Genomic DNA, 25764 nt, shown 5'->3' with positions numbered 1-25764 from the left:
TTAGCCTAGGGATGGCAAGACTTCACGCGCCTTTCAGGGCCTTGAGGGTGCGCTGGCAGATGGCAGTTATGCCGGCCCAGTTCCCCGCCCTGATCTCCGCGGTCGGGCACAGCCAGGATCCGCCGACCGCGACCACGTTGGGCTCCGCCAGCCAGGTCGCCGCATTGGCCTCGCCCACCCCGCCGGTCGGGCAGAACCGCACGTTGGGGAATGGCCCGCCGAGCGCGCGCAGGCCCTTGATGCCGCCGGCCTGCTCGGCCGGGAAGAATTTTGCAACGTCGAAGCCGTAGGACAGCGCCATCATCAGTTCGGACGCCGTGGCAATGCCCGGCGCAAACGGCAACGAGCTATCGGTGGCGGCCTTCAACAGGTCCGGGGTCAGGCCCGGGCTGATGCCGAACGCGACGCCGAGCTTCTCCACACGGGTGAAGTCGGCCGGATTGAGAATCGTGCCGATGCCGACGACCGCCTCGGGTACCTCGGCCATCATCGCCCTCGCCGCCTCGATCGCAACGGGGGTGCGCAGGGTCACCTCCAGCGTGCGGACGCCGCCCGCAACCAGCGCACGGGCCAGCGGTACAGCATCCTGGATGCGCTCGATGGTGAGGACGGGAATAACGGTCGCAGCCTTGAATAGCGCGACGAGCTGGTTCTGTTGGGCAGTCGTGGTCATCTTGGCCTTCGTTTCACTTGGTCGCTTGGCGCGTAGCCGCCGGCCGATGCCGCTTCTTCGGCGGCATGGCATAGCCCGGAATGATGGCGCCGGGATAGCAGATCACGAGGCTGGCGAGGCGATGACCGGCCTGGGCCGCCTCGACCGGCTCGGAACCGGCGAGCCGGGCTGCGATATAGGCCGCGGCAAAGCTGTCGCCGGCGGCCGTGGTGTCCACCACGGGCTTGGTCATGGGCTCGGCACGGACCTCGCTGGTCCCGCCCGGAAAGCGCAACAGGCTGACCGGCTCGGCCAGCCGGAACACCAGCTCGGGGCTCGGGATGCGCGCCATCAGCTGGTCGTGGCTCTCGCCCGGATAGAGCGCGAGCAGATCCTCGGTCGAGGTCAGCACGATGTCGGCGGTCGCAAACGCCGCGGCAAAGGCCTCGCGGGCGACATCGCGATCGGGCCATCCCCGCGCGCGAAAATTGGTGTCGAACACGAAGCGGGTACCGAGCAGGCGGGCGCGCTTGATCGCCGCGAGCAGGCGCTCGCGGCCGGGGGCGTCGTAGATCGAGAGCGTGATCGCGGAGAGATAGACGATGTCGTAGCTCATCAGCGAGTTGAGCAGCTCGTCCGTCTCCGGCAGGCTCATCAGCTGGCGCGCGGCCGCGCTGTCGCGCCAGTGGAAGAACTGGCGCTCGCCCTTCGCATCCGTCTGGATCATGTAGAGGCCGGGCAGCTTGCCCGGCAACCGTACGACGCGCCGCGTGCCGACGCCCTCCGCGGTCCAGGCCGCGATCATCTCATCACTCAAGGCATCGTCGCCGAGCGCGGTGAGGTAATCGACCTTGACCTCGAGCCGCGCCAGATAGACCGCGGTGTTGAGGGTGTCACCGCCGAAGCCGCGCGAATAGAGACCGCCGCCCTGCCCGGCGGACTGTCCGGCAGATTGTCCCGCGGAATGTCCACCTTGGGCCTGCCGGAGCTCGACCATGCATTCGCCGATGCAAGCAACGCTCGCCATCATCAGATCCACGCTGTTCATCGATTGCGTCAGGCGACGAAATTGCCGCCGAGCTCGTCTTCGATGTGAATGCGGATGATATCGTCGAAATTCTTCTCGGCAGTGGTGAAGCCGAGCTCGAGCGACCGCTTTGCGTTGAAGTTGCGCGGCCAGCCGCCGACGATGCCGACGATGAAGGGATCGGGCTCCCGCTTGATGCGGGCTGCGACCTTTTCGCCGGCAACGCGCTTCAAGGCGGCGATCTGCTCGCCGACGGTCGCCGACAGGCCCGGCATGGTCAGGTTGCGGCGCGGGCCGACGGTGGCGAGGTCCATGGTGCCGGCGTGGAGCAGGAAGCCGACCGCCGAACGCGGCGTCGCGTGCCAGTGGCGGACGTCCTCGGACACCGGGAGGATCGCTTCCTTGCCGGCCAGCGGCTCACGCAGGATGTTGGAGAAGAAGCCCGATGCCGCCTTGTTGGGCAGGCCGGGCCGGATGCAGATGGTCGGCAGGCGGATGCCGATGCCATCGAGGAAGCCGCGGCGGGAATAGTCGGCGAGCAGCAGCTCGCCGATCGCCTTCTGGGTGCCGTAGCTGAGCAGCGGGGTGTGGAAGAACTCGTCGCCGATCGCGTCCGGGAACGGGGCGCCGAACACCGCGATCGACGAGGTGAACACCACGCGCGGCTTGTAGCCGCCGCCGACGAGGCGGATCGCGTCGAGCAGCATTCGCGTGCCGTCGAGATTGATGCGGTAGCCCTTGTCGAAATCGAGTTCGGCCTCGCCCGACACGATCGCGGCGAGATGGAAGATCGCATCCGGGCGTCCGGCGATCAGCTTTTCGGCCGCGCCCGGCACGGCGAAATCGCCCGACACCGTCTCGACCGGGAAACCGGCCTTCTCCGGCTTCTTGGGCTCGACCACGTCGTGCATGGTCAGCTTGGTGATCTCGCTCTTGCCGAGCCGGCCGTCGCGCAGCAGCCGTTCACAGAATTTACGCCCGACCATGCCGGCGGCGCCCAGAACCAGAATGTGCAAGAGCTTAACTCCTTCTTATTGGCCGGAACGCCCCGCTCCTGACGCGCCCTCGGCAAGCCCCGCGATCATTCCTTCACGGCGCCGGTCATCGCCGACACATAATGCTCCACGAAGAAGGCGTAAAGGATGACGAGCGGCAGCGAGCCTGCCAGCGCCCCCGCCATCAGCGAACCCCAACGGTAGATGTCACCATCCACGAACTCGTTGACGATCGCGACCGGCACCGTCTTGTTGCTGGTCGATTGCAGGAAGGTCAGTGCGTAGATGAACTCGTTCCAGCACAGCGTGAAACAGAAGATGAAGGCCGAGATGAGGCCGGGGATTGCGAGCGGCACGACGATCTTGATCAGGATCTGCCAGCGGCTCGCTCCGTCGATCAGCGCGCATTCCTCGAGCTCGAAGGGGATGGTCTTGAAATAGCCCATCAGCAGCCAGGTCGAGAATGGGATCAGGATCGTCGGATAGGTCAGGATCAGCGCCAGCGGCGAGTCGAAAAGGCCGTACTGATACACGACGGTGGCGAGCGGAATGAACAGGATCGAAGGCGGCACGAGATAGGCAAGGAAGATCAGCCCCCCGACGAGATTGGCGCCCTTGTAACGCAGCCGCACGATGGCGTAGGCCGCAAACACCGATGCGACGATCGAGAGCACCGTGGCGCAGATCGCCACATACATCGTGTTCCAGAGCCAATGCGGATAGTAGCTCTCGAACAGCAGCTTGTAGAAGTGCTTGAAGGTCGGATTCCAGGTCCAGAACGGATTGAACTTGTCGAGATCGAGCAGCTGCTCGTCCGGCTTCACCGAAGTCAGCGCCATCCAGTAGAACGGGAACAGCAGGACCACGACGATGATCGTGAGCGGCAGATAGAGCGTCACCATGCGCCGCGGCACGGACTGGAGATAGCTCATGCCCTCGCTGTTATCGGCGCGCGCCGGCGTCGATAGCACGGACTTGAGATCGACTTTCGAGGCAGGAAGATCAGTCATTGCTTTCTCCCTGTTGCCACTTGCGACGCTGGAGGCCGAACCACGAGACCATGATCGCGGCAAGCAGGAATGGAATCATGGCGCTCGAGATCGCGGCGCCCTCGCCCAGTTGCCCTGCGATGATCGCGCGCTGATAGGACAGCGTCGCCATCAGGTGGGTTGCGTTGACCGGGCCGCCGCGCGTCATCGCCCAGATCAGCTGGAAGTCGGTGAAGGTGAACAGCACCGAGAAAGTCATCACCACGGCGATGATCGGCGTCAGCAGCGGATAGGTTATGAAGCGGAAATTCTGCCAGCGCGTGGCGCCGTCCAGGGTCGCGGCTTCATAGAGCGAGGGCGATACCGTCTGCAGGCCGGCGAGCAGCGTGATCGCCACGAACGGCACTCCGCGCCAGATATTGGCGAAGATAACGCAGATCCTCGCCCAGGTGGTATCCCCGAGGAAATTGATGTTCTGGCTGATCAGCCCGAGATGCCGCAACGACCATGAGATGATGGAAAACTGAGAGTCGAATATCCACCAGAACGCCAGCGCGGAGAGCACCGTGGGCACGATGAACGGGATCAGTACGGCTGCGCGCAGCATCGCCTTGAACGGCATGTGTTCGTTCAGGAGCAGCGCGAGATAGAGCCCGACCGCGAATTTAACGGCGCTGGCGACGAAGGTGTAGAGCAGCGTGTTGAACACCGACAGCCAGAAGATGGAATCGTCCCAGAGCCATTCGTAGTTCTCGGTGCCGATGAAGTGCCCGACGCGGCCGATGCGGGTATCGGTGAAGGACAGCCAGATCCCGAGCCCGAGCGGATAGGCCAGGAAGAAGATCAGGAATGCCATGGCCGGCACCATGAACCAGAAACCGAGCCAGTTGCGGTTGTGCTTGAGCTGGTCCCAGGCGCGTGCCTTTTGAATCTGCGGCTTGGCGCGGGGAGCAACTGCGATATCGGCCATGCTCGGATCCCTGATCGGAGTGTTGACGAGTGGGTGGCCGGCGAGACCACCCACTCCGCGACGGTTAACGATAGATGCGCTTCAACTGGCGCTCGGCTTCCGCCATTGAGCCCTTCACATCCTTGGTGCCGGTGCAATAGTTGGCGAACATGTCGACGACGATGAAGTCGGCGATTGCGGTTGCCGCCTTCTCGCCCACAGTGCCGATGCCCGAGGCCGGCAACGTACGCTTGGACGCCTGCGCAAACACGGCGTTCTTGGGATCCGCGGTCCAGACCGGGGCCGTCTCATAGGCGTTCAAGGTCTGCGTCAAATAGCCTTGCGCACCGCTCAACCACTTCTCGTAGTTCTCCTTCTCCAGCATGAAGGCGATGAAGGCCTTCGCTGCGTTCGGATATTTGGTGAAGTTGAACGCGAGGATGGGCAGCGCAAGCTGCAATTCGGTCGGCTTGCCGATCGGACCCACCGGCCACAGGGCGTGATAGGTGTCCTCAGTCAGCTCCTTCTTGGTCGGATCGGTCTTGGCCCCCACGTAGATCGAGATGCCGTTGGCCGTACAATAGAGTTCGCCAGCCAGGTACGCCTTGTTGTTGGAGGAGTCGTTCCACGACGGCGTGCCCGGGATGAAGGTCTCGTAAAGCGCCTTGCAATACTCCAGCGCCTTCGCCGTCTCCGGCGAATTGATGATGACCTTGTCGTTCTGGTCGACCGTGTAAGCGCCGTGGCCCCAGAGGACCCAGTGCAGCCATGAGTTGCCGTCGCCGCTGGCATGGCCGAGGGCAAAGCCGGCCGGCGTGTTGTTTGCCTTCAGCGCCTTGCACATCTCGAGGAAGCCGGGGAAGTCCTTCGGGAATTCCTTGAAGCCCGCCTTGTCCGTCGCCGACTTGCGGTACGTCATGTAGCCGCCGTTGGTCGCAACCGGAATTCCCAACCAGTCGTCACCGAGCTTGCAGGTCTTGGCTGCCGCATCGGTCCATCCGCCGTACTTCTTGCCGAGATAATCGGCGACGTCGTTCATCTTGAGGACCTTGGTCGGGAACAGCTGCGGCAGCGTGTGCAGGCCCCAGGCCAGATCGAGACCCGAGCCGGTGTTGGCGGCAACCGATGCCTTCGGCTGCACGTCCTCGAAGGACTCGCTGAACACGTTCATCTCGGTGCCGGTCGCAGTCTTGAACGCCGCGACCATGGCGTTGAATGCTTCGTCTTCCTGCGGCACGAAACGCTTCCAGCGCATCACCGTCAGCTTGGCGCCCGGCTCGGCCTTCCACGGCGAGTCCGCCGCCCAAGCCCTTGCGAAGTCGAACAGTGCCGGCCCGGTCAGTGCGCCGGTGGCAGCCAGCGCGGTTCCGCCTTGGAGCAGAGCCCGGCGGGTAAAGTCTTGCATGTCGTCCTCCCTGTGATGCTTTTTTGTAGTCTTTTGCAGTCTGCCTTATTCAGCTTGCATTACGCATTGAGCCGTTTCCCCGTGGCCTCGTCGAACAGGTGAACCACCGACGGATCGGGCCTCAGCCGGACCTTGTCGCCCGGGTTGAACTGGTGACGCTCGCGGAAAACGGCGACGACCTGCTCGCCGCCGAGCTTGGCGAAGACCTGGGTTTCCGAGCCGGTCGGCTCGACCACGACGATCTCGGCCTCAGCGCCATCGTCGGCGATGGTGAAATGCTCGGGCCGGACACCAAAGACCACGGGACGGCCGTCGGCCCCCTCCGGCGCGTTCCTGAGCGGCAGCTTGACGCCGTTCGGCCCTTCGAAGGTCGCAGTGCCGTTGACGCGGACATGCCCCTTCAGGAAGTTCATGGCCGGCGAGCCGATGAAGCCGGCGACGAACTGGTTTTCAGGCTTGTCGTAGAGCTCGAGCGGCGTGCCCATCTGCTCGACGATGCCGTCATGCATGACGACGATCTTGTCGGCCATAGTCATGGCCTCGATCTGGTCGTGGGTGACGTAGACGGTCGTGGTCTTCAGCCGCTGGTGCAGCTCCTTGATCTCGGTGCGCATGGCGACGCGCAACTTGGCGTCGAGGTTCGACAAGGGCTCGTCGAACAGGAAGACCTGCGGATCGCGCACGATGGCGCGGCCCATGGCGACGCGCTGACGCTGGCCGCCGGAGAGCTGGCGCGGATAGCGCTCGAGCAGCGGCGACAGCGCGAGGATCTCGGCGGCGCGCTTGACGCGCTTGTTGATCTCGTCGGAACTCGCGTTCCGCAGCTTCAGCGAGAAGCCCATATTCTCGCCAACGGTCATATGCGGATAGAGCGCGTAGTTCTGGAACACCATCGCAATGTCCCGCTCCTTGGGCTGGACATTATTGACGACGCGGTCGCCGATCGAGATCGTGCCGGAGGTGATGTTCTCGAGGCCTGCGAGCATGCGCAGAAGCGTCGACTTGCCGCAGCCGGAGGGGCCCACCAGAACGACGAACTGGCCGTCCTCGATCGGGATCGAGACGCCGTGCAGGACTTCAAAGTTGCCGAACGATTTCCGCACGTCGCGGATTTGCACAGACGACATCTAGCTCCCTCCTCGAAAGTCCACGGCGCCTCGCGCCGCGACCGTCTTGTTTTTTCTGAACTTCGCCGAACGAAGCCCGGTCTTAACAGGCGACATTGTCGGCAGTTTGTGCGGTTTTGGCAATTTGTCTTTGGTTAGTCGTTGCTGGTAGCGCTGTCAACGTTCCTTTGTTTGCGGCAGTGACTGTGTTAAGAGCAGCAATGGGTCGAAAACGCACCAAGTCAGGCAAAATCCGGCTGGCGGAAGTCGCCGAGCTTGCCGGCGTCAGCCCGATCACGGCGTCCCGCTTCTTCCGTAACCCCGAAGCGCTCTCAGTCGCCAAGCGGACGCGGGTCGAGAGCGCGGCCAAGGAGCTCGGCTATGTGCCGAACCTGGCGGCACGCGCGCTCGCCTCGCAACGCACCGAGGTTATCGGTGTCTTGATTCCGTCACTGACCAACAACGTGTTTTCCGACGTGCTGCGCGGCATCTATGACGCCTCCGAAGGCGGCCGTTACTCGATCCAGCTGTCCAACACACGCTACAGCATCCTCCAGGAGGAGAAGCTGCTGCGCCTGTTTCTTGCGCAGAAGCCTGCCGGGCTGATCGTCACCGGCATCGACCAGACCGCGGAATCGCGCGCGATGCTGGAGGCGGCCGACTGTCCGATCGTGCAGATCATGGAGATCGGGCCCAATCCGGTCGACATGATGATCGGCTTTTCCCACTATGAGGCAGCACGCGCGGCGGTTGCCCACCTGTTCGCGCAAGGTCACCGCAAGATCGGATTCGTCGGCGCGCGCATGGACCCGCGGGTGCAGCGGCGGCTGGACGGATATGTCTCGGCCATGAAGGACGCCTCCCTGTTCGAGCAACGCCTCGTCGTCACGACCGCCACGCCGACGTCGGTGACGCTCGGCGGCGCCCTGTTCACCGATCTCCTGGCACGCGAGCCCGACCTCGATGCGGTGTTCTGCGCCAACGACGACCTCGCGCTCGGCGTGCTGTTCGAATGCCGGCGCCGCGAGATCGGCGTCCCCGAGCAGATCGCGATCGTCGGCTTCAACGACCTCGAATTCATGGCCTCCGCCGTCCCCACCCTGACCAGCGTGCGCACCAACCGCTACGAGATGGGCAAGACAGCCGCCACCATGCTGATCGAGGCGATCGACGGACGGCGCCCGGAGCAGCCGGTGCTCGATCTCGGCTTCAAGGTGATCGAGCGGCAAAGCTCGTCGGCGCGGCGTTCAGACGGCAGGCCGACCACATCAGGCGCGGGCACTGCGAACAAAATGGTAGCGTTACCAAGTAGCCATGACTAGTATCGGATTTGTGAGGAAACGACCCGCCAGCGGGAAGGCAGGTCATCGCTAGCGCCGCTGGGCATCGCACAAGCCGACACCCCAAGACCGACGCCAGTGCGTTTGCATTGCAGGAGAACCCAATGACAAAAAAGCCAACCAATGGGCACGCGCCCGCCGGTAACGGCGCCCGTCGCCACCTTCGCTCGCAGGAATGGTTCAACAACCCGCATAACCCGGGCATGACGGCGCTCTATATGGAGCGCTATCTGAACTATGGCCTCACCCGCGCCGAGCTGCAGTCCGGCAAGCCGATCATCGGCATCGCCCAGACCGGCAACGACCTCTCCCCTTGCAACCGCCACCATATCGAGCTCGCCCACCGCGTCCGCGAGGGCATCCGCGAGGCCGGCGGCATCGCGATGGAATTCCCGACCCATCCCATACAGGAGACCGGCAAGCGCCCGACCGCGGCGCTCGACCGCAACCTCGCCTATCTCGGCCTCGTCGAAATCCTTTACGGCTATCCGCTCGACGGCGTGGTGCTGACCACCGGCTGCGACAAGACCACGCCCGCCTGCATGATGGCGGCGGCGACCGTGAACCTGCCCGCGATCGTGCTGTCGGGCGGCCCGATGCTGAACGGCTGGCATGCCGGCGAACGGACCGGCTCCGGCACCATCGTCTGGAAGTCGCGCGAGCGGCTTGCCGCCGGCGAGATCGACTATGAAGAGTTCATGGAGATCGTGGCGTCCTCGGCGCCCTCGGTCGGCCATTGCAACACCATGGGCACCGCCTCGACCATGAACGGGCTGGCCGAAGCGCTCGGCTTCTCGCTGCCGGGCTGTGCGGCGATCCCCGCCCCCTATCGCGAGCGCGGCCAGATCGCCTACGAGACCGGAAAGCGCATCGTCGAGATGGTCTGGGAGGACCTCAAGCCCTCGGACATCCTGACCCGCAAGGCGTTCGAGAACTGCATCGTGATCAATTCGGCGATCGGCGGCTCGACCAACGCACCGATCCACATCAACGCGCTGGCGCGCCACATCGGCGTCGAGCTCTCGATCGACGACTGGCAGAAGGTCGGCCACGACGTGCCGCTGCTGGTCAACATGCAGCCGGCCGGCTTCTATCTCGGCGAGGAATTCCACCGCGCCGGCGGCGTGCCGGCCGTGGTGCGCGAACTGATGAAGCACAAGCGCATCCACGAAGACGCGGTCACCGTGAACGGTCGCGGCATCGGCGAGAACTGCGCCAATGCGCCCACGCCCGACAACGACGTGATCTGGTCCTACGACAAGCCGCTGGTGAAGGACGCCGGCTTCCTGGTGCTGAAGGGCAATCTGTTCGATTCCGCGATCATGAAGACCAGCGTGATCTCCAAGGAATTCCGCGACCGCTATCTCAGCAAGCCTGGGGATCTCAACGCCTTCGAGGGCCGCGCCATCGTGTTCGAGGGTCCGGAGGATTATCACGCGCGGATCGACGATGCCTCGCTCGACATCGACGAGCGCTGCGTGCTGTTCATCCGCGGCACCGGCCCGATCGGCTATCCTGGTGGCGCCGAGGTCGTGAACATGCAGCCACCGGCGGCGCTGATCAAACGGGGCATCCTGTCCCTGCCCTGCATCGGCGACGGCCGCCAGTCCGGTACCTCGGGCTCGCCGTCGATCCTGAATGCCTCGCCGGAAGCGGCCGCCAATGGCGGCCTCGCGATCCTCAAGACCGGCGACAAGGTCCGCATCGACCTCAACAAGGGCAGCGCCAACATCCTGATCTCGGACGACGAGCTGAAGAAGCGCCACGCCGAGCTCAAGGCCAATGGCGGCTTCAAGCATCCGCCGAACCAGACGCCGTGGCAGGAGATCTACCGCAACACCGTCGGCCAGCAGTCGACCGGCGCCTGCATGGAGCTCGCCACGCGCTACCAGAACGTCGCCGGCACCTTTGGAGTGGCGCGGGATAATCACTGACACTGTCATTCCGGGGCGCGACGAAGTCGCGAGCCCGGAATCCATTGATCAACCGACGCTGTGGCCCGATGGATTCCGGGTTCGCGCCAAGAGGCGCGCCCCGGAATGACGACAAAAAATTCAAAGGAGAACAAAAAAATGGCAGACCGCCTCAAGGGAAAGCGCGCCGTCATCACGGCTGCGGCAGCAGGCATCGGGCGCGCATGCGCCATCGCATTCGCGCGTGAAGGCGCGACCGTGATCGCGACCGACATCAACGAGAGCGGCATCGCGGGCCTTGCCAAGGAAGGCATCGCCGAAACCGCAAAGCTCGACGTGCGCAACACCGCCGACGTCAATGCTTTTGCAAAACGCGTCGGCAAGATCGACATCCTGCTCAATGCGGCCGGCTTCGTGCACCACGGCACCATCCTGGAATGCTCGGAAGAGGATTTCGACTTTTCGTTCGACCTCAACGTCAAGTCGATGCACCGGACCATCAGGGCCTTCCTGCCGGACATGCTCGCGGGCGGCGGTGGCAGCATCGTCAACATCTCGTCCTGCGCCGCGCTGCGGCCGCCCGCCAACCGCTATGTCTATAGCGCGTCGAAGGCTGCGGTGTCGCTGCTGACCCGCGCCGTCGCGCTCGACTTCATCACCAAGGGCATCCGCTGCAACAGCATCTGCCCGGGCACCGTTGAGACGCCCTCGATGCTCGACCGCGCCGCCGCGCAAGGACCGCAGGGCAAGGAGATGTTCATCTCCCGCCAGAAGATGGGCCGGCTCGGCACCGCCGACGAGATCGCCTCCATGGCGGTCTATCTCGGCAGCGACGAGAGCGCGTTCACCACCGGCGTCGACCTCGTCGTCGACGGCGGCTACATGCTCTGATCACGTCTCGTCCCGAGGAGGCGCGACAAGCGCCGTCTCGAGGGACGGGCCACGGGCTCCATGGGTCGAGACGCGCGCCAAGCGCGCGCTCCTCACCGTGAGGGACAGATAGAGGGATTTTTCGATGAACAAGATCGACCTCAACGGCCGCGTCGCCATCGTCACCGGCGGCGCACAGGGCTTTGGCCGCGCCATCGTTCAGCGCTTCGCCGCCTCCGGCGCCAAGGTCGCGATCTGGGATTTCGACGCCGCGCTGGCCGAGAAGACGGCAAAGGAGATCGGCGGCGAGACCAGGGTGTTCAAGGTCGACGTCACCGACACCGCAGCCGTCGAGCAGGCCCGCGATGCGACGCTGGCCGCCTTCGGCAAGATCGACATCCTGGTCAACAATGCCGGCATCGCAGGCGTCAACAAGCCGGTCTGGGAGACTGACCTCGAGGAATGGCGCAAGGTGCTGCGCATCAACCTCGACGGCCCCTTCATCTGCTGCAAGGCGATCGTGCCGGAAATGCTCAAGCAGAAATACGGGCGGATCGTGAACATCGCCTCGATCGCCGGCAAGGAAGGCAATCCGAACGCCTCGCACTATTCGGCGTCCAAGGCCGGCCTGATCGCGCTGACGAAGTCGCTCGGCAAGGAGCTCGCCGCGCACGACATCCTCGTCAATGCGGTGACGCCGGCGGCGGCGAAGACCGCGATCTTCGACCAGATGACGCAGCAGCATATCGACTTCATGCTGTCGAAGATCCCGAAAGCGCGCTTCGTGCAGGTGGAAGAGCTCGCCGCGATGGTGAGCTGGCTCGCATCCGAAGATTGTGCCTTCTCCACCGGCGCGGTGTTTGATATTTCCGGTGGACGGGCGACCTACTGAAGCATTGGCCGCCCCTGGAAGGGGCGGACCATGCGGCTTGGTTGTCGGGATTTTGGGCGTCGGGATTTCGTGAAGCTCGCAGCGGGCGCAGGCGCGCTGCCGCTGCTGTCGTCGACGACGTTCGCGCAACTCTCGCCCAACCCGCCGAACATCCGCCCGCCCTCACCCGCCGAGCGCGGCGCCATGGCACGGCTCGCGCACAGCTTCATGGACAAGTACGGCGTGCCGGCACTCTCCGTTGCTATCGGCTATGCCGGCACTGTTGTCCATGAGGACGCCTTCGGTGTTGCCGATATCGAGCGGAACGAGGCCGTAACACCGCGGCATCTGTTCCGGATCGCCAGCGTCAGCAAGATGATCACCTCGGTCACGATCTTCCGCCTGATCGAGGAGAACCGCCTCAAGCTGGCGGATCGCGTGTTCGGCCCGGGCGCGTTGCTCGGCACCGATTACGGACAGCCGCCCTATTCCGCCGGCATCGACCAGATCACGCTCGAGCATCTGCTGACCCACACCGCCGGCGGCTGGAGCAACGACAACCGCGATCCCATGTTCACGCACCCGCACATGGATCATGCGCAGCTGATCGCCTGGACGCTGGCCAACCGGCCGCTCGACCGCCCGCCGGGCCAGCACTACGCCTACTCCAATTTCGGCTATTGCGTGCTCGGGCGCGTGATCGAGAAGCTCACCGGCCAGCCCTATGCCGAGCACGTCCGCACCGATGTGCTCGCGCGCTGCGGCGTCACCGACATGACCATCGCGGGCAACACGCGCGAGCAGCGCCAGACCGGCGAGGTCGCCTATTACGGCCAGGGCGAAAATCCCTACGACATGAAAGTGAGGCGGATGGATTCCCATGGCGGCTGGATCGCGACGCCGGCGGATCTCGTGCAGTTCCTGATGCATGTCGACGGTTACACGAGACCCGCGAACATCCTGCGGCCGCGCACCATAGAGATCATGACCACCGCGCCCAGCTACAGCCCGGACTATGCCAAGGGTTTCTGTGTCAACAAGTCAGACAATTGGTGGCACAATGGCAGCCTGCCGGGCACGAGCACGATTGCCGTGCGCACCCATGGCGGCTTCTGCTGGGCAGCCTTCACCAACACAAGACGCGGGAATTCCAACATGGATGGCGATCTCGACAATCTCAACTGGAGCATGGCGCGCCAGGTCGGCGAATGGCGGGTGGCCTGACATGATCCGGGAAGGTGGATGCCTGTGCGGCGCGGTGCGGTTCAAGGCGGAGGGCGAGCCGCTCAACGTCCGCATCTGCCATTGCCGCTTGTGCCAGAAGGCGATGGGCTCGCCCTACTTCGCCCGCGCACAATTCGACCAGCGTGCGCTGACCGTCGAGGGCGAGACCGAGCGCTATGCCTCGTCCGAGAACATCGACCGCGTGTTCTGCAAGCGCTGCGGCACACGCCTGTTCGCCTGGCGACGCAACGGCACGCTGGCCGGTGTAGCACTCGCCACCTTCGACGACCGCAACGCCTTCGCGCCGACCGAGCACATCTGGGTGTCGGAAAAGCTCGCCTGGCTGAAGCTCGACGACGGCCTGATACAATATCAGACGACGATTCCTGCATGAATTTGCACGACTGCACGGCGGGGACGGTCCGCCGGTCATTTGCGGCGTGGTATTTCGGAACCGGCCACCCTATCTTGAGCTGAAGCGTTGCTGCACCGCCGGTTGGCTGGGACGGCTGCAAGGCCGCAGGCAAACCGGGACGGACGAGCCGTGAACATTTCCTTTTATGACCTTTCGGTGTGGGTGCTGCCGCTGGTGCTCGCCATCACCTTCCACGAGGCGGCGCACGCCTTCGTCGCGCATCGGCTCGGCGACAACACGGCCTGGCAGCTCGGCCGCGTCAGCTTCAATCCGCTCCGCCACATCGACCCTTTCGGTACCCTGATCCTGCCGGCAATGCTGCTGTTTGCGCATTCGCCATTCCTGTTCGGCTACGCCAAGCCGGTGCCGGTGAATTTCCGCAAGCTCAACAACCCCAGGCTCGACATGGTCTGGGTGGCGCTGGCCGGGCCCGCGACCAACATCCTGCTGGCGCTGGCGGCGGCTCTCACTCTCCACGCCCTGCCCTTGGCGCCGGCGGGGTCCGCGCAGTGGATCTTCGACAATCTCAAGAATGCGCTGCTGATTAACGCCGTCCTGGCCGTGTTCAACATGATGCCGATCCCGCCGCTCGACGGCGGGCGCGTCGCGGTCGGGCTGCTGCCACGGCCGCTCGCCCTGCCGCTGGCCCGGCTGGAGCCGTTCGGTATGCTGATCCTGATCGGCCTGTTGATCCTGCTGCCGCTCGCGGGCTCGCAGTTCGGTCTAAATCTTGATGTTATTTCAGCAATACTGCGAACGTTGACCGGTTATGTGATTCAGGCTGTTCTCTTCCTGACCGGCAACGCGTAGTTGAACTACGACACCCGAACACAAGCCGAAGGGCCAGAGGCCGACTTGGTCAAAGCTGCCGATATGCTGATCGCGCGACGCGCCGACACCCGAGCCCGCGCCGATTTTGCCACCTGGAAGATGATGGCCAAGCTCAACGGGTCGTCCGCGCTGCCGCCGGAAGCCCAGGAATTCCTCGCGAGCTACAAGAACCTGCTGGCGCAGATGAGCGAGGGCGAGGCTACCGAAGCCACCATCGGCGCGATCTACCGGGCCTATTATGCCGAGATGGGCGGCGCCGGAACCCCGCCCGACGTCCGCACCCGCCCGCCTGAAACGGCGGCGGACAATGTTACCGCTTTCCGCCGTCCGGCACCGAAGCCGAAGAGGTCTGCCGCCTTCGGGGCGACGACCCTCGGTGGAACCCAGAAGCGACCGCTTCCGGTGGCGCTGATCTTCGCCTGCCTGGTCGTGGTCTATGTCGGAATCCGGCTCTACTGGCGCTGAGCCGTCTTCTTCTTTTTCTTCTCGTCCGGCGGCTTGAAGATGATGGGGACCGTGCGCTCGATCCGGTCCTCGGTCAGCGCGGCGGGCGGTGTCGGGAAAGGATCGGATTTGTGGACCATGGAGATCGCGGCGGCATCGTAAGCCGCATCTCCGGACGACTCCACGACGTCAACCGAGATCACGTTCCCCCGTCGGTTGAGGGCGAAGCTCACCTTGACCGTCTGGTTATTGGGCTCCTTGCCCTCCGGGTTGACCTTGTGCGCAGATAGGTGCGCGCTGATCTTGCGGTTCCAGTCGGCCGTCAGCTTCAGGATGTCCTTGCCGATGCCGAGAACCGGCGCCATCGCCTTCTCGGCCTCGCGCGTGGCGTCTTCAAAGGTTTGGCGCTCCATGGCGACCGACTTCTGCGATGCCTCCATGGCCGGCGTTTCGACGGCGGCCACCTTCGGATCGTCGTCCTGCTCCTTCTTCGGCTTGTTCTCTGTGACGAGGCGATCGGGATCCTCGACCTGTTGCGGCCGATCCTGTGGAAGATCCGTTTCCTTGACCTCGGCCTTCTGCTCGGGCAGCGCCGGGCGCTCTTCCTGCTCCTCAGAGTCCGTCGGCCCGGGTGCCCTGTCGGACTCCTGAACCGGCGGCGACGTCATCTCGACCGCGAACTCCGCTCCCGCAGCGCCCAGCCCCTCGTCGCCATCGTCGGCCCGCAGGTTCGCGAGCGCCAGCGCGGCCCCGCCCAAATGGAGCGCGAGCGCCGCGACCGCCGCCAAAATCCAAAGCCGCCGGGCTGGTCTGGGTTCGAGTTCGACGTCGGACATGACGCCCCCTATGGCTGCGCCGCGCCGGCGGCGGCCGATCCCGCCGCCGTGGGCGGGCCTTCGAGCGCAACCAGCTTCACCCGCGTGTAGCCGCCGGAGCGCAACAGCTCCATGACGCCCATCAACTCGCCATAGGGCACGGAGCGATCGGCACGCAGGAAGACGTACTTGTCCTTGCTCATGTCGGACAGCCCGTCGAGCGTGCCGATCAGCTCGGCGCGGTGGACGGAATCCTCTCCGATGGCGAGCGTCAGATCGCGCTTGATGCTGAGATAGGTCGGCTTGTCCGGCTTCTTCTGCGGCGTCGAGCTCGACGTCGGCAGATCGATCGGCAGATCGACCGTCGAGAGCGGGGCTGCGACCATGAAGATGATCAGCAGCACCAGGATGACGTCGATGAACGGCGTGACGTTGATGTCATGCGTTTCCGAGAAGTCGTCGTCATCATCGTTGTCTGCGAGCGAAACGGCCATGGTTCACTCCGCCGCGCGCGAATGCACGCTGCCGTGGCTGCGATCGAGATCGCGCGAGAGCAGCCGCCCCGCCGCGCCCGAGGCACGGCTGACGAGCTCGAGATAGCTCTTCGTCACGCGCGAGAAGTGATTGTAGATGATGACCGCAGGGATCGCGGCGACGAGGCCGATCGCGGTGGCGAGCAGCGCCTCGGCGATGCCGGGCGCGACCACGGCGAGGTTCGTGGTCTGCGACTTCGAGATGCCGATGAAGCTGTTCATGATGCCCCAGACCGTGCCGAACAGGCCGACGAAGGGCGACGTGGAGCCGATGGTCGCGAGCACGCCCATGCCGATGCGGATGCGCCGCGCCTCCGCGCGCACGATCTCGGAAAAGCTCGAGGCTGCGCGCTCCTTGATGCCGGCATCGCTGGACAGGCCGGCCGACATCCGTGCCTCGCGCAGCGCTGCCGCCAGGAAGGACGGCAGGATACCCTCCTTGGTGCCGAGCGCCATCTGCGCTTCAGCGAGCGACCGTGCCTCCGAGATCTTCTTCAGCGCCGAGCGAAGCCTGCCGGACGCGACCGACAGCTCGATCGACTTGGCGATGAGGACGGTCCAGGTCATCAGCGATGCGAAGGCGAGCCCGATCATCACCGCCTTCACGATGACGTCCGCCGACATGAACATCACCCAGGGCGACAATTCCTTCATGGCCGGCGCGGTAGCGGACGCGGCGTCGGGCTTCGCAGTCGCCGGAGCGATGGCTGCGGGGGATGCCGTCGGTGCCGCGGGAGCGGTCGCCGTCGAGGCCGCAGGCGCCGGGGCGGCAGGCGCGGTCGTCGATGGTGCCGCTGGGACCGGGCTGACCGGTGCCGGCCGGGCCGTAGACTGTGCCGGGGCCGCAGGCGGGGTCTGTGTCTGGGCAGAAACCGGAGATGCGAGCCAGGCGGCCGCCAGCATCAAGGCTGCGGCACGGCTTGCTTGGAAGGACATGATCTTCATACTTCGGCCCAGTAGCGAATGAGGTTGTGATAGATACCCGTCAATTTGACCGTTTCGGGATCGTCACGCCCGAGCCGTTCCACCAGCGCCTGTATCGCGGTGTCGAGGTCAAAGATCATGCTCCGGGCTTGATCGTCCCGTATCATGCTCTGAAGCCAGAAGAAAGATGCAACCCGCGCTCCCCGGGTCACCGGCGTCACCAGATGCAGGCTGGTCGAGGGATAGAGCACGCAGTCGCCGGCTGGCAACTTGACTTCGTGCGAGCCGTAGGTGTCCTCGATCACAAGTTCGCCACCGTCATACTCGTCCGGCTCGGCGAGGAACAGCGTGACCGACAGGTCTGTGCGGATGCGAAGGCCGGTCAGGCGGTCGCCGCGGATCGCATTGTCGACATGCAGGCCGAAATGGTGACCGCTGGTCGCCGCATAGCGGTTGAACAGCGGCGGGAAGATCTGAAGCGGGATCGCCGCCGCGATGAAGCGCGGGTTCGACGTCAGCGCCGAGATGATCCGGTTGCCGAGCTTGCGCGCGACCTCGCTGTCCGGCGGCAATTGCTCGTTGCGCTTGACCATGGCCGACTGCGAGCCGGCAGTGGAGCGGCCGTCCTCCCATGCGCTGGCGTCCATGATGCGGCGGAAATCCGCCACATCATCCTTGCTGAGAACGTTTTCGATGCATGTCAGCATGAAACTGATTATCGCTCCATCAGTAGCGCGCCGAGAGCACCACATAGGCGGCACGGCCCGGTGCCTCCAGCACGAACGGTGCCGCGCTCTGGTACAACGCGTCGTAGTAGCGCTTGTCGAAGATGTTGTTCACGAACAGCTTGACCTGCCAGTTCTTGTTGATCTTGGCCTCCGCGAACATGTCGAAACGCCAATAGCTCGGAATCGACGTGCCCTGGTTGGCCGCGAGCAAAGTGCCGCCGTAAATCTTCGAACGGTAAACCGCCTGCCCACCAAGTTCCCAGACGTCGGTGAGCTGGTACTTCGTCAGCAAGCTGAAGGACTCATGCGCGATGTTGGCGAGCGGACGCCCGACATTGGTCGGATACAGCGCCTTGTTGGCCGACGGCGCCAGCGACTGCGTCACTTCCGACTGCATCAGCACGAGACCGCCAAACACGCTCCACTTGTCGGTGATCTTGCCGCCGACGCCGAGATCGATGCCGCGGATGCGGTAGGCTGCTCCGGCGGTGATACACGATATATTGCCGCTCGTTCCGGTCGGATAGACGCATCCCAAAGGAGCTGCAGCGGCCGCACTGCCCACGTTCTGCGACTCGCGTGCGTTCTCTTTCGTCGTCTGGAACAACGCTGCGGTCAGAAGCAGATGACGATCGAACAGCTCCCACTTGGTGCCGAGTTCGATGGCCTTGTTCTTCTCGGGGCCGAATATCTGCGTATTGCCGCCCGGCAGGTTCGGGTTGAGGCCGCCATAGGCTGTGCTGGTGCCGTCGAATTCGGCACCAACCGGGTTCGCCGAGGTCGCATACGCCACATAGACACTGCCGTTCGGTGCCGGCTTCAACGTCAGGCCGAGGTTGAAGTTCGGAATTAGAAACTCCGCCGATTGCTGGCCAGGACTGCCGACCTTCCGCGTGTTGATGCTGTAATCATCATAGCGGAACCCGCCGTTCAGGATCACCAAGTCACGATAGTTTGCGCTATCCATGACGTAGCCGCTGACGGTGTCGATGCCGATCTTGGTGGGACTTCCGGTGAGGCTAGGAATCCCGAAGGGAAGATTGGTATATTGCGGAGCGAATACGCTGACGTCGGTCTTCGATCCGCTGCCGCTGAAGGGCGTGCCGGTCGTCAGCTCCGAGCTGAGGCCGGTATAACTGTCGATCGACGATCTCTCGCGATCATACTCGACACCGCCGAGCAAGGTGTGCCTGAAGCCTACATCGTCGTTGAACTTGTAAGTTGCCTCGGTCTGGTTGGCGAACACGTCCGTGACCTGGAATCGGCTCTGCGGATTTGCACTCAGCGTCGAGGCCGAGAGCGGATCGACAAGCTTCGGCGCTTCAGGAAGCGTACCGATGTAATTCTGCGTCGAGCGGGACGCGCGGATCTTGTTGCTGATCATCAGATCGGGCGTGATCTGCACTTCCGCGTTGATTGTGCCGATGTCCTGGCCGGTCCGGAAGAAGTCCCGGTTGACGAAGCCGTACCAGTTATTGCGATTGGCGCCGAAGTCCGGAAACGGACCGCCGGCAGTCGACGTCGTGCTGGGCCGATAATATGGCACGCCAAAATCCGGGCGGCCGGTCAGCTCGGTGTGAATGTAGTTGCCGGTGACCTTGACCGTATCGGTCGGCGTCCAGGTCGTGGCGACGAAGGCGCCGTTTCGATTGTCGGTGACGTAGTCGCGGCCGGCGACATTGGCATCCTGGAACAGGCCGCCGACGCGGACGGCGAGCGTCGGGTCGATCACCTGATTGACGTCGAGTGTGACACGCTTGGTCTGGTCGGTGCCAAACGTGGTGTCCATGTTGTAGAAGCTCTTTGCCGTCGTCGCCTGCTTGGTGACGATGTTGATCGCACCACCGGCGACACCGCGGCCGGAAAAGGTCGAGCCGGGACCGCGCAGTATCTCGACCTGCTCGGTGAAGAAGTTCTCGCGCACACTGACGCCGGCATCGCGCACGCCATCGATGAAGATGTCGTTGCGCGCGTCGAAGCCGCGGATGAAGAAGCGGTCACCGAAGGCATTGCCGCCCTCGCCCGATCCAAGCGTCACGCCAGCCGTGCTGAGAATCGCCTGCTTCAGCGTCGTGGCGTTCTTGTCCTCGAGCACTTCCTTGCTGAGAACCGTGATCGACTTAGGCGTATCGACCAATTTCTCCGGAAACTTGCCCCCGGCCTGCACGTGATCGACCTTGTAGGGCGCGGCCGGATCGGCATAGGGATCCGCGTCGGCGGGTCCGGAGGGCGTCGCCGGAGCAGCCTGCTGGGCCTGCTGGCGCTGCGCGGCGCGGCGAAGCGCGTTGCGGGCGCGGACCTGATCCGGCGTGGGCTTCGAGGCCGTCGGGCGCGGACGCTGGACCGGAGCATCGACCGTCACCGGCGGCAGGTTCGACTGCTGCGCCTCTGCGCCGCTCGACACCGACGCCGCCGCGATCAGGCTTGCGACTGCCGAGACCTTCTTGCCGGAAATGCCCGCGGACTTTTCATACGCCAGATCGAATGCTGCGACCGAACGCAACGACTTCGGTGCGACCACCTGCCCCATTACAACACGCCCCATCTTCATGTCCGCTCATTCACTTCGATGAGCGATTGGGCTGTTGGTATCGACGGCAAAATAGTGGGTCAATGCGGGCAAGCCGCGAGAACGCTTGAATAAGTCCAGATCAAAACGATTCTAATCTACAGTTTCAAACGGTTCTAAAGTGAGATTGGAGTCGTTCTAAAACGAGCGCGAAAAAAGCCGCGAAATCAACGATCGCGTGCGCAGCGTCAATCGCTGCTCGGCGGCTTCATCAGCGAGAACAATTCGTCGACAGTCTTCTGCGCGACGGCACGCACACGATCGGTGTTGTCCATGCCGGCGATGTTGACTCCCTTCACCACCGCCTTGATCTCGTCGCGGAAGTCGGTGAGGAAGCGCAAGGGGTCGCGCTGCTCGTTGGCGACGCGGGCGATCAATCCCGTGATCAGAATCTGACACGCGATCAGCTTGCCGTTCAATTCGTCCATCCTGCGCTCCCGTTGTGGCGCGCCGATATGAACGATGCCGATTTTCCTGACAACCGAAACACCGCCCGCGCGATTTAGAACCGTTCTCGGAACGCGCACATCCCGACGCTCCTGCCCGGGTGTTGCGCCAGCCTCGTTCCCAACTCGCCGTGGCCACCCACACCGGCTACGGGCATTGCCTCATTTTTGCACGCTGATCGCTCGCGGCGGGAAAATGCAGCACTGCACACCGGCGCGCCAGCGAGTTGCCTAAGCCGTGCAAAGCTTTCCAATTGTTTAGGTTTCCCGATCGATAGTGCTGTTTACACTGGAACTTGGCGTGTATTATACAAGCGCCTTGGAACCCAATGATTGCCCCACAATTCGTAACTGAGGGCACAAGAGCCGACACGAGCCGATATGAAAAAAACACGGCCGATCCTCTGGATTCTGATCATCGCGGCCGTGGCCTCCGCGGGTTACTATGGTTGGCAGAAATTCGGCTCGCCGGATGCCGGAAAAACCCAGACGGCACAAAAAGGTCCGCCCCGCGCCCTCGCCGTTCCCGTGAGCGTTGCGCCGGTCCAGAAGGTCGATTTCCCGGTCTACCTGACCGGTCTCGGCACGGTTCAGGGTTTCAACACCGTCCAGGTCCGGCCCCGGGTTGACGGCCAGATCGACAGGATCGCCTTCACCGAAGGCCAGATCGTCAAAGAGGGCGAGCTTCTGGTCTCGATCGATCCCCGCCCCTATCAAGCCGCGCTCGACCAGGCCAAGGCCAAGAAGGCGCAGGACGAGGCAAATCTGGCGAACGCCAATCTCGAGCTCCAGCGCGCCATGAAGCTCGGCGAATTCGCCACCGCGCAGCGGGTCGACACCCAGCGCTCCACTGTCGCCCAGCTCACCGCCCAGATCGCCGCCGACGACGCCGCGATCTCCAATGCCCAGACCCAGCTCGACTACACCCAGATCAAGGCGCCGATCACCGGCGTCGCCGGCCTGCGCCAGGTCGACGTCGGCAACATCGTCAACGCCTCGACGCAGACGGGTATCGTCACGATCTCGCAGGTCGAGCCGATCTCGGTGATCTTCACCGCGCCGGAAGATCACCTCGCCTACATCAGCGAGGGCCAGAAGGCCGGGGCACTCAAGGTGATCGCGTTCACCACCGACGGCAAGAAGACGCTGGCCGAGGGCAAGCTCGCGGTCATCAACAACCAGGTCGACACGACCAGCGGGACGATCCGGCTCAAAGCGGTGTTCGACAACAAGGACCACACGCTGTGGCCGGGACAGTCGGTCTCGACGCGGCTTCTGGTGCGGACGCTGAAGGACGCGACGGTGGTCCCGGATGATGCGGTCCAGCATTCGACCAACGGCCTTTACGCCTATACCGTCAATCAGGACAACAAGGCCGAAGTGCACAAGGTCAAGGTCAGCTACGCGATCGACGGACGTTCGGTCGTCGACGAAGGCCTCGCGCCGGGGCAGCAGGTGATCACCGGCGGCCAGTTCAAGGTGCAGCCCGGAAGCCTCGTCTCGACGGCGGTGGCGAGTTCGGATCCGGCCCAGAACAAGGTTCGACAGGAATGAACGCGGGCGGGATTTCGGCACCTTTCATCCGTTATCCCATCGGCACCTCGCTGCTGATGGCGGGCATTCTCTTTGTCGGTCTCGTCGCCTATCCCCTGCTCCCGGTCGCGCCGCTGCCGCAGGTGGACTTTCCCACCATCCAGATCACCGCCAACCTGCCGGGCGGCAGCCCCGAAACCATGGCCTCGTCGGTGGCGCAGCCGCTGGAGCGCCAGTTCGCCCAGATCCCCGGCATCGCCCAGATGACCTCGACGAGCTATCTGGGCACCGCGTCGATCACCATCCAGTTCGACCTCAACCGCAGCATCGACGGCGCGGCCAATGACGTGCAGGGCGCCATCAACGCCGCCAGTGGCCAACTGCCGAAGAATCTTCCCTCGCCGCCGACCTATCGCAAGGTCAACCCAGCCGACGCGCCGATCCTGCTGCTGTCGGCGACCTCGGAGACGCTGCCTCTGACCAGCGTCAGTGACGCAGTCGACGCCCAGCTCGCCCAACAGATCAGCCAGCTCTCCGGCGTCGCGCAGGTGTTCATCGGCGGGCAGCAGAAGCCGTCCATCCGCATTCAGGTCGATCCGGCGAAACTCGTCGCCAAGGGCCTGTCGATGGAGGACGTGCGCAGCCAGATCGCGATCACCACGGTCGACAGCCCCAAGGGCAATATCGACGGCGACAAGCGCGCCTACACGATCTACGCCAACGATCAGCTCACCCAGTCCAAGGACTGGAACGACGTCATCATCGCCTATCGCAACGGCGGTCCGTTGCGGATCCGCGACATCGGCCAGGCGGTCAGCGGCGCCGAAGACGCCAAGCAGGCGGCCTGGGCCAACGGCAAGCGCGGCGTGTTCCTGGTGATATTCAAGCAGCCGGGCGCCAACGTCATCGAGACCGTCGACAAGATCAAGGCGACCTTGCCCCGGCTGGTGGCAGCGATTCCGCCCGCGATCAAGATCGAGCTCATCAGCGACCGCACCACGACCATCCGCGCCGCAGTCGAGGACGTCCAGTTCACACTGCTGCTGACCATCGCCCTCGTGGTCATGGTCATCTTCATCTTCCTGCGCAGCTTCTGGGCGACCGTCATTCCCACCATCACGGTTCCACTGGCGCTATTGGGCGCGTGCGCGCTGATGTGGGTCGTCGGCTATTCACTCGACAATCTGTCGCTGATGGCACTCACGATCGCAGTCGGATTTGTCGTCGACGACGCCATCGTGATGCTCGAGAACATCACCCGCTACATCGAGGAAGGCGAATCGCCGATGGCGGCCGCCTTCAAGGGTTCGAAGGAAATCGGCTTCACGATCGTCTCGATCAGCATCTCGCTGGTCGCGGTGCTGATCCCGCTGCTGCTGATGGGCGGCATCATCGGCCGTCTGTTCCGCGAGTTCGCCGTCGTGCTGGCGATGACCATCTTCGTCTCGATGTTCGTGTCGCTGACGCTGACGCCGATGATGGCCTCGCGCTTCCTGCGCGCCCATGGCGAGGTGACCCACGGCAAGTTCTACCAATGGAGCGAGCGCGCCTTTGACGGGATGCTGCGGGGCTACGAATACATCCTCGATCATGCCCTGGCCTGGCGCCGTACCACGCTCACGATCTTCTTCGCCACGCTTGGCCTGTCGATCTACCTGTTCGTCCTGATCCCGAAGGGCTTCTTCCCGCAGCAGGATGTCGGCCTCATCACGGCGACCTCCGAAGCCTCGCAGGACATCTCGTTCAAGGAGATGGTGAGACGCCAGGAGCAACTGGGCAAGATCATCCTGGCCGATCCCGACGTTGCCAGCGTTGCCATGTCGATCGGCGGCAGCGGCCGCGCCGGCAACAACGGCAACCTGTTCATCACGCTGAAACCTCGCAACCAGCGCGAGGCATCGGCCCAGCAGATCATCGCGCGACTGCGTCCGCAGTTCGACAAGGTCGAAGGCGCCCGCCTCTACATGCAGGCGGCCCAGGACGTCCGGCTCGGCGGCCGGCCGACGCGCACGCAGTTCGAGTTCACCCTGCAGGATGCCGATCTCGGCGAGCTCAACGACTGGGCACCGAAGATCCTCGCCAAGATGCAGACGCTGCCGGAGCTGCGCGACGTCGCGACCGACCAGCAGACGCAGGGCACCACGGTCCAGCTCAAGATCAACCGCGACACCGCCTCACGCTACGGCATCCAGCCGCAGCTGATCGACGACACGCTGTACGACGCCTTCGGACAGCGCCAGGTCACGCAGTATTTCACCCAGCTCAACACCTACAAGGTGATCCTCGAGATCCTGCCGGAGATGCAGGGCAGTCTCGAGAGCCTGAACAAGCTCTATCTGAAATCGCCTTTGACCGGCGACCAGGTGCCGCTGTCGACCTTCGCGACCTGGACCACCGATCCGGTCCGCCCGCTCTCGATCAGCCACCAGGGCCAGTTCCCGGCGATCACCATCAGCTTCAACCTCGCCCAGGGCGTCGCGCTCGGCCAGGCCACCGAAGCCGTGCAGAAGGCGATGGCCGATCTCGGCGCGCCGCCGACGCTGAACTCGAGCTTCCAAGGCACTGCGCAGGCGTTCCAGCAGTCGCTCGGCACCGTGCCGCTGCTGATCCTCGCCGCGCTCGTCGTGGTCTATCTGATCCTCGGCATCCTCTACGAGAGCTACATCCATCCGATCACGATCCTGTCGACCCTGCCCTCGGCCGGCGTCGGTGCGCTCCTGATCCTGATGGCGTCCGGTTTCGACTTCAGCCTCATTGCATTGATCGGAATCATCCTCCTGATCGGCATCGTGAAGAAGAACGGCATCATGATGGTCGACTTCGCCATCGCCGCGGAACGCGACGAGCACAAGACGCCGGCGGAATCGATCCGCCAGGCTGCGCTGCTGCGCTTCCGCCCGATCATGATGACGACGATGGCGGCACTGCTCGGCGGCGTGCCGCTGATGCTCGGCCACGGCACCGGCGCCGAGATCCGCCAGCCGCTCGGCTACGCCATGGTCGGCGGGCTGATCGTCAGCCAGGCGCTGACGCTGTTCACCACCCCGGTGGTCTATCTCTATCTCGACGAGCTCAACAATTGGTTCTCGGGCTGGGGCCGTTCGGATGACGGCGAAGGCCACGAGGCACCCGCGCGCGGCACCGTCAAGCAGGCCGCCGAGTAAGCTTGCGCCGCCGCTCCCGCG

At 64.0% G+C, this 25764-nt stretch carries 23 protein-coding genes; 10 read left to right on the top strand and 13 right to left on the bottom strand.

Annotated features, from left to right (window positions below):
- Positions 1-22: 22 nt before the first annotated feature.
- The 7 genes from eda to WN73_RS34015 form a co-directional block, all read right to left on the bottom strand.
- Positions 23-673: a bifunctional 4-hydroxy-2-oxoglutarate aldolase/2-dehydro-3-deoxy-phosphogluconate aldolase gene (gene eda / locus WN73_RS34045; RefSeq protein ID WP_038966878.1), complete on the bottom strand. Its 651-nt coding sequence runs from the start codon at positions 671-673 to the stop codon at positions 23-25.
- A 13-nt stretch (positions 674-686) separates the two neighbouring features.
- Complete coding sequence (locus WN73_RS34040; RefSeq protein ID WP_271556813.1) at positions 687-1679, bottom strand: sugar kinase; 993 nt, start codon at positions 1677-1679, stop codon at positions 687-689.
- A 29-nt stretch (positions 1680-1708) separates the two neighbouring features.
- Entirely contained in the window at positions 1709-2695 is a 987-nt protein-coding gene (gene denD / locus WN73_RS34035; RefSeq protein ID WP_028170962.1) for a D-erythronate dehydrogenase, read from the bottom strand.
- Positions 2696-2760: 65 nt separating this feature from the next.
- Positions 2761-3684, bottom strand: a complete 924-nt coding sequence (locus tag WN73_RS34030) for a carbohydrate ABC transporter permease (RefSeq protein ID WP_011086697.1) — start codon at positions 3682-3684, stop codon at positions 2761-2763.
- The gene (locus WN73_RS34025; protein ID WP_028170961.1) at positions 3677-4633 is read right to left on the bottom strand and encodes a carbohydrate ABC transporter permease; all 957 of its coding nucleotides are present in this window, start codon (positions 4631-4633) and stop codon (positions 3677-3679) included. Before WN73_RS34025 ends, WN73_RS34030 begins: the two co-directional genes overlap by 8 nt.
- A gap of 64 nt (positions 4634-4697) precedes the next feature.
- On the bottom strand, positions 4698-6017 hold the full coding sequence (locus tag WN73_RS34020; RefSeq protein ID WP_011086695.1) for an ABC transporter substrate-binding protein: 1320 nt from the start codon (positions 6015-6017) through the stop codon (positions 4698-4700).
- Positions 6018-6076: 59 nt separating this feature from the next.
- On the bottom strand, positions 6077-7144 hold the full coding sequence (locus WN73_RS34015; protein WP_011086694.1) for an ABC transporter ATP-binding protein: 1068 nt from the start codon (positions 7142-7144) through the stop codon (positions 6077-6079).
- A 200-nt stretch (positions 7145-7344) separates the two neighbouring features.
- Between WN73_RS34015 and WN73_RS34010 the strand changes: the two genes are divergently transcribed.
- The 8 genes from WN73_RS34010 (at position 7345) to WN73_RS33975 (ending at position 15052) form a co-directional block, all read left to right on the top strand.
- Complete coding sequence (locus WN73_RS34010) at positions 7345-8445, top strand: LacI family DNA-binding transcriptional regulator (protein WP_271556564.1); 1101 nt, start codon at positions 7345-7347, stop codon at positions 8443-8445.
- A 122-nt stretch (positions 8446-8567) separates the two neighbouring features.
- Positions 8568-10397: an IlvD/Edd family dehydratase gene (locus tag WN73_RS34005; protein WP_028170958.1), complete on the top strand. Its 1830-nt coding sequence runs from the start codon at positions 8568-8570 to the stop codon at positions 10395-10397.
- Positions 10398-10535: 138 nt separating this feature from the next.
- Positions 10536-11267 (top strand): SDR family oxidoreductase, encoded by a 732-nt coding sequence (locus WN73_RS34000; RefSeq protein WP_038966876.1) that lies wholly within the window; start codon positions 10536-10538, stop codon positions 11265-11267.
- A 124-nt stretch (positions 11268-11391) separates the two neighbouring features.
- Positions 11392-12138: an SDR family NAD(P)-dependent oxidoreductase gene (locus WN73_RS33995; protein ID WP_011086690.1), complete on the top strand. Its 747-nt coding sequence runs from the start codon at positions 11392-11394 to the stop codon at positions 12136-12138.
- A 69-nt stretch (positions 12139-12207) separates the two neighbouring features.
- Positions 12208-13341: a serine hydrolase domain-containing protein gene (locus tag WN73_RS33990; RefSeq protein ID WP_271556558.1), complete on the top strand. Its 1134-nt coding sequence runs from the start codon at positions 12208-12210 to the stop codon at positions 13339-13341.
- A gap of 1 nt (position 13342) precedes the next feature.
- Complete coding sequence (locus WN73_RS33985) at positions 13343-13735, top strand: GFA family protein (protein WP_011086688.1); 393 nt, start codon at positions 13343-13345, stop codon at positions 13733-13735.
- 150 nt (positions 13736-13885) lie between these two features.
- Positions 13886-14566, top strand: coding sequence for a site-2 protease family protein (locus tag WN73_RS33980; RefSeq protein ID WP_060911616.1), 681 nt, complete (start codon positions 13886-13888; stop codon positions 14564-14566).
- A 63-nt stretch (positions 14567-14629) separates the two neighbouring features.
- A complete protein-coding gene (locus WN73_RS33975; protein ID WP_011086686.1) occupies positions 14630-15052 on the top strand; it encodes a hypothetical protein in 423 nt (140 codons plus the stop codon).
- Here WN73_RS33975 and WN73_RS33970 read toward each other — a convergent pair.
- The 6 genes from WN73_RS33970 to WN73_RS33945 form a co-directional block, all read right to left on the bottom strand.
- Positions 15040-15867: an energy transducer TonB family protein gene (locus WN73_RS33970; RefSeq protein ID WP_271556556.1), complete on the bottom strand. Its 828-nt coding sequence runs from the start codon at positions 15865-15867 to the stop codon at positions 15040-15042. The genes WN73_RS33975 and WN73_RS33970 overlap by 13 nt on opposite strands.
- An 8-nt stretch (positions 15868-15875) precedes the next feature.
- Positions 15876-16340: a TonB system transport protein ExbD gene (exbD, locus tag WN73_RS33965; protein WP_011086684.1), complete on the bottom strand. Its 465-nt coding sequence runs from the start codon at positions 16338-16340 to the stop codon at positions 15876-15878.
- A 3-nt stretch (positions 16341-16343) separates the two neighbouring features.
- Positions 16344-17324, bottom strand: coding sequence for a tonB-system energizer ExbB (gene exbB, locus WN73_RS33960; protein ID WP_271556554.1), 981 nt, complete (start codon positions 17322-17324; stop codon positions 16344-16346).
- Positions 17321-18010, bottom strand: coding sequence for a Fe2+-dependent dioxygenase (locus tag WN73_RS33955; RefSeq protein WP_011086682.1), 690 nt, complete (start codon positions 18008-18010; stop codon positions 17321-17323). Before WN73_RS33955 ends, exbB begins: the two co-directional genes overlap by 4 nt.
- Before the next feature lie 19 nt (positions 18011-18029).
- Positions 18030-20561 (bottom strand): TonB-dependent receptor, encoded by a 2532-nt coding sequence (locus tag WN73_RS33950; RefSeq protein WP_271556812.1) that lies wholly within the window; start codon positions 20559-20561, stop codon positions 18030-18032.
- Positions 20562-20788: 227 nt separating this feature from the next.
- Positions 20789-21028 (bottom strand): hypothetical protein, encoded by a 240-nt coding sequence (locus tag WN73_RS33945; RefSeq protein ID WP_028170951.1) that lies wholly within the window; start codon positions 21026-21028, stop codon positions 20789-20791.
- Between the two features lie 399 nt (positions 21029-21427).
- Here WN73_RS33945 and WN73_RS33940 point away from each other — a divergent pair, with 399 nt between their 5' ends.
- Together WN73_RS33940 and WN73_RS33935 are read left to right on the top strand one after the other, a co-directional pair.
- Entirely contained in the window at positions 21428-22600 is a 1173-nt protein-coding gene (locus WN73_RS33940) for an efflux RND transporter periplasmic adaptor subunit (protein WP_271556550.1), read from the top strand.
- The gene (locus WN73_RS33935) at positions 22597-25743 is read left to right on the top strand and encodes a multidrug efflux RND transporter permease subunit (RefSeq protein ID WP_011086679.1); all 3147 of its coding nucleotides are present in this window, start codon (positions 22597-22599) and stop codon (positions 25741-25743) included. The genes WN73_RS33940 and WN73_RS33935 overlap by 4 nt, the downstream gene beginning before the upstream one ends.
- The last annotated feature ends 21 nt before the right edge of the window (positions 25744-25764 follow it).

The sequence above is a fragment of the Bradyrhizobium sp. CCBAU 45394 genome (genome assembly GCF_028128655.1).
GTDB classification, from domain to species: Bacteria; Pseudomonadota; Alphaproteobacteria; order Rhizobiales; family Xanthobacteraceae; genus Bradyrhizobium; species Bradyrhizobium diazoefficiens.
Note: the sequence above shows the minus strand (reverse complement) of the source record. Positions and strands in the feature narration are given on the sequence as shown.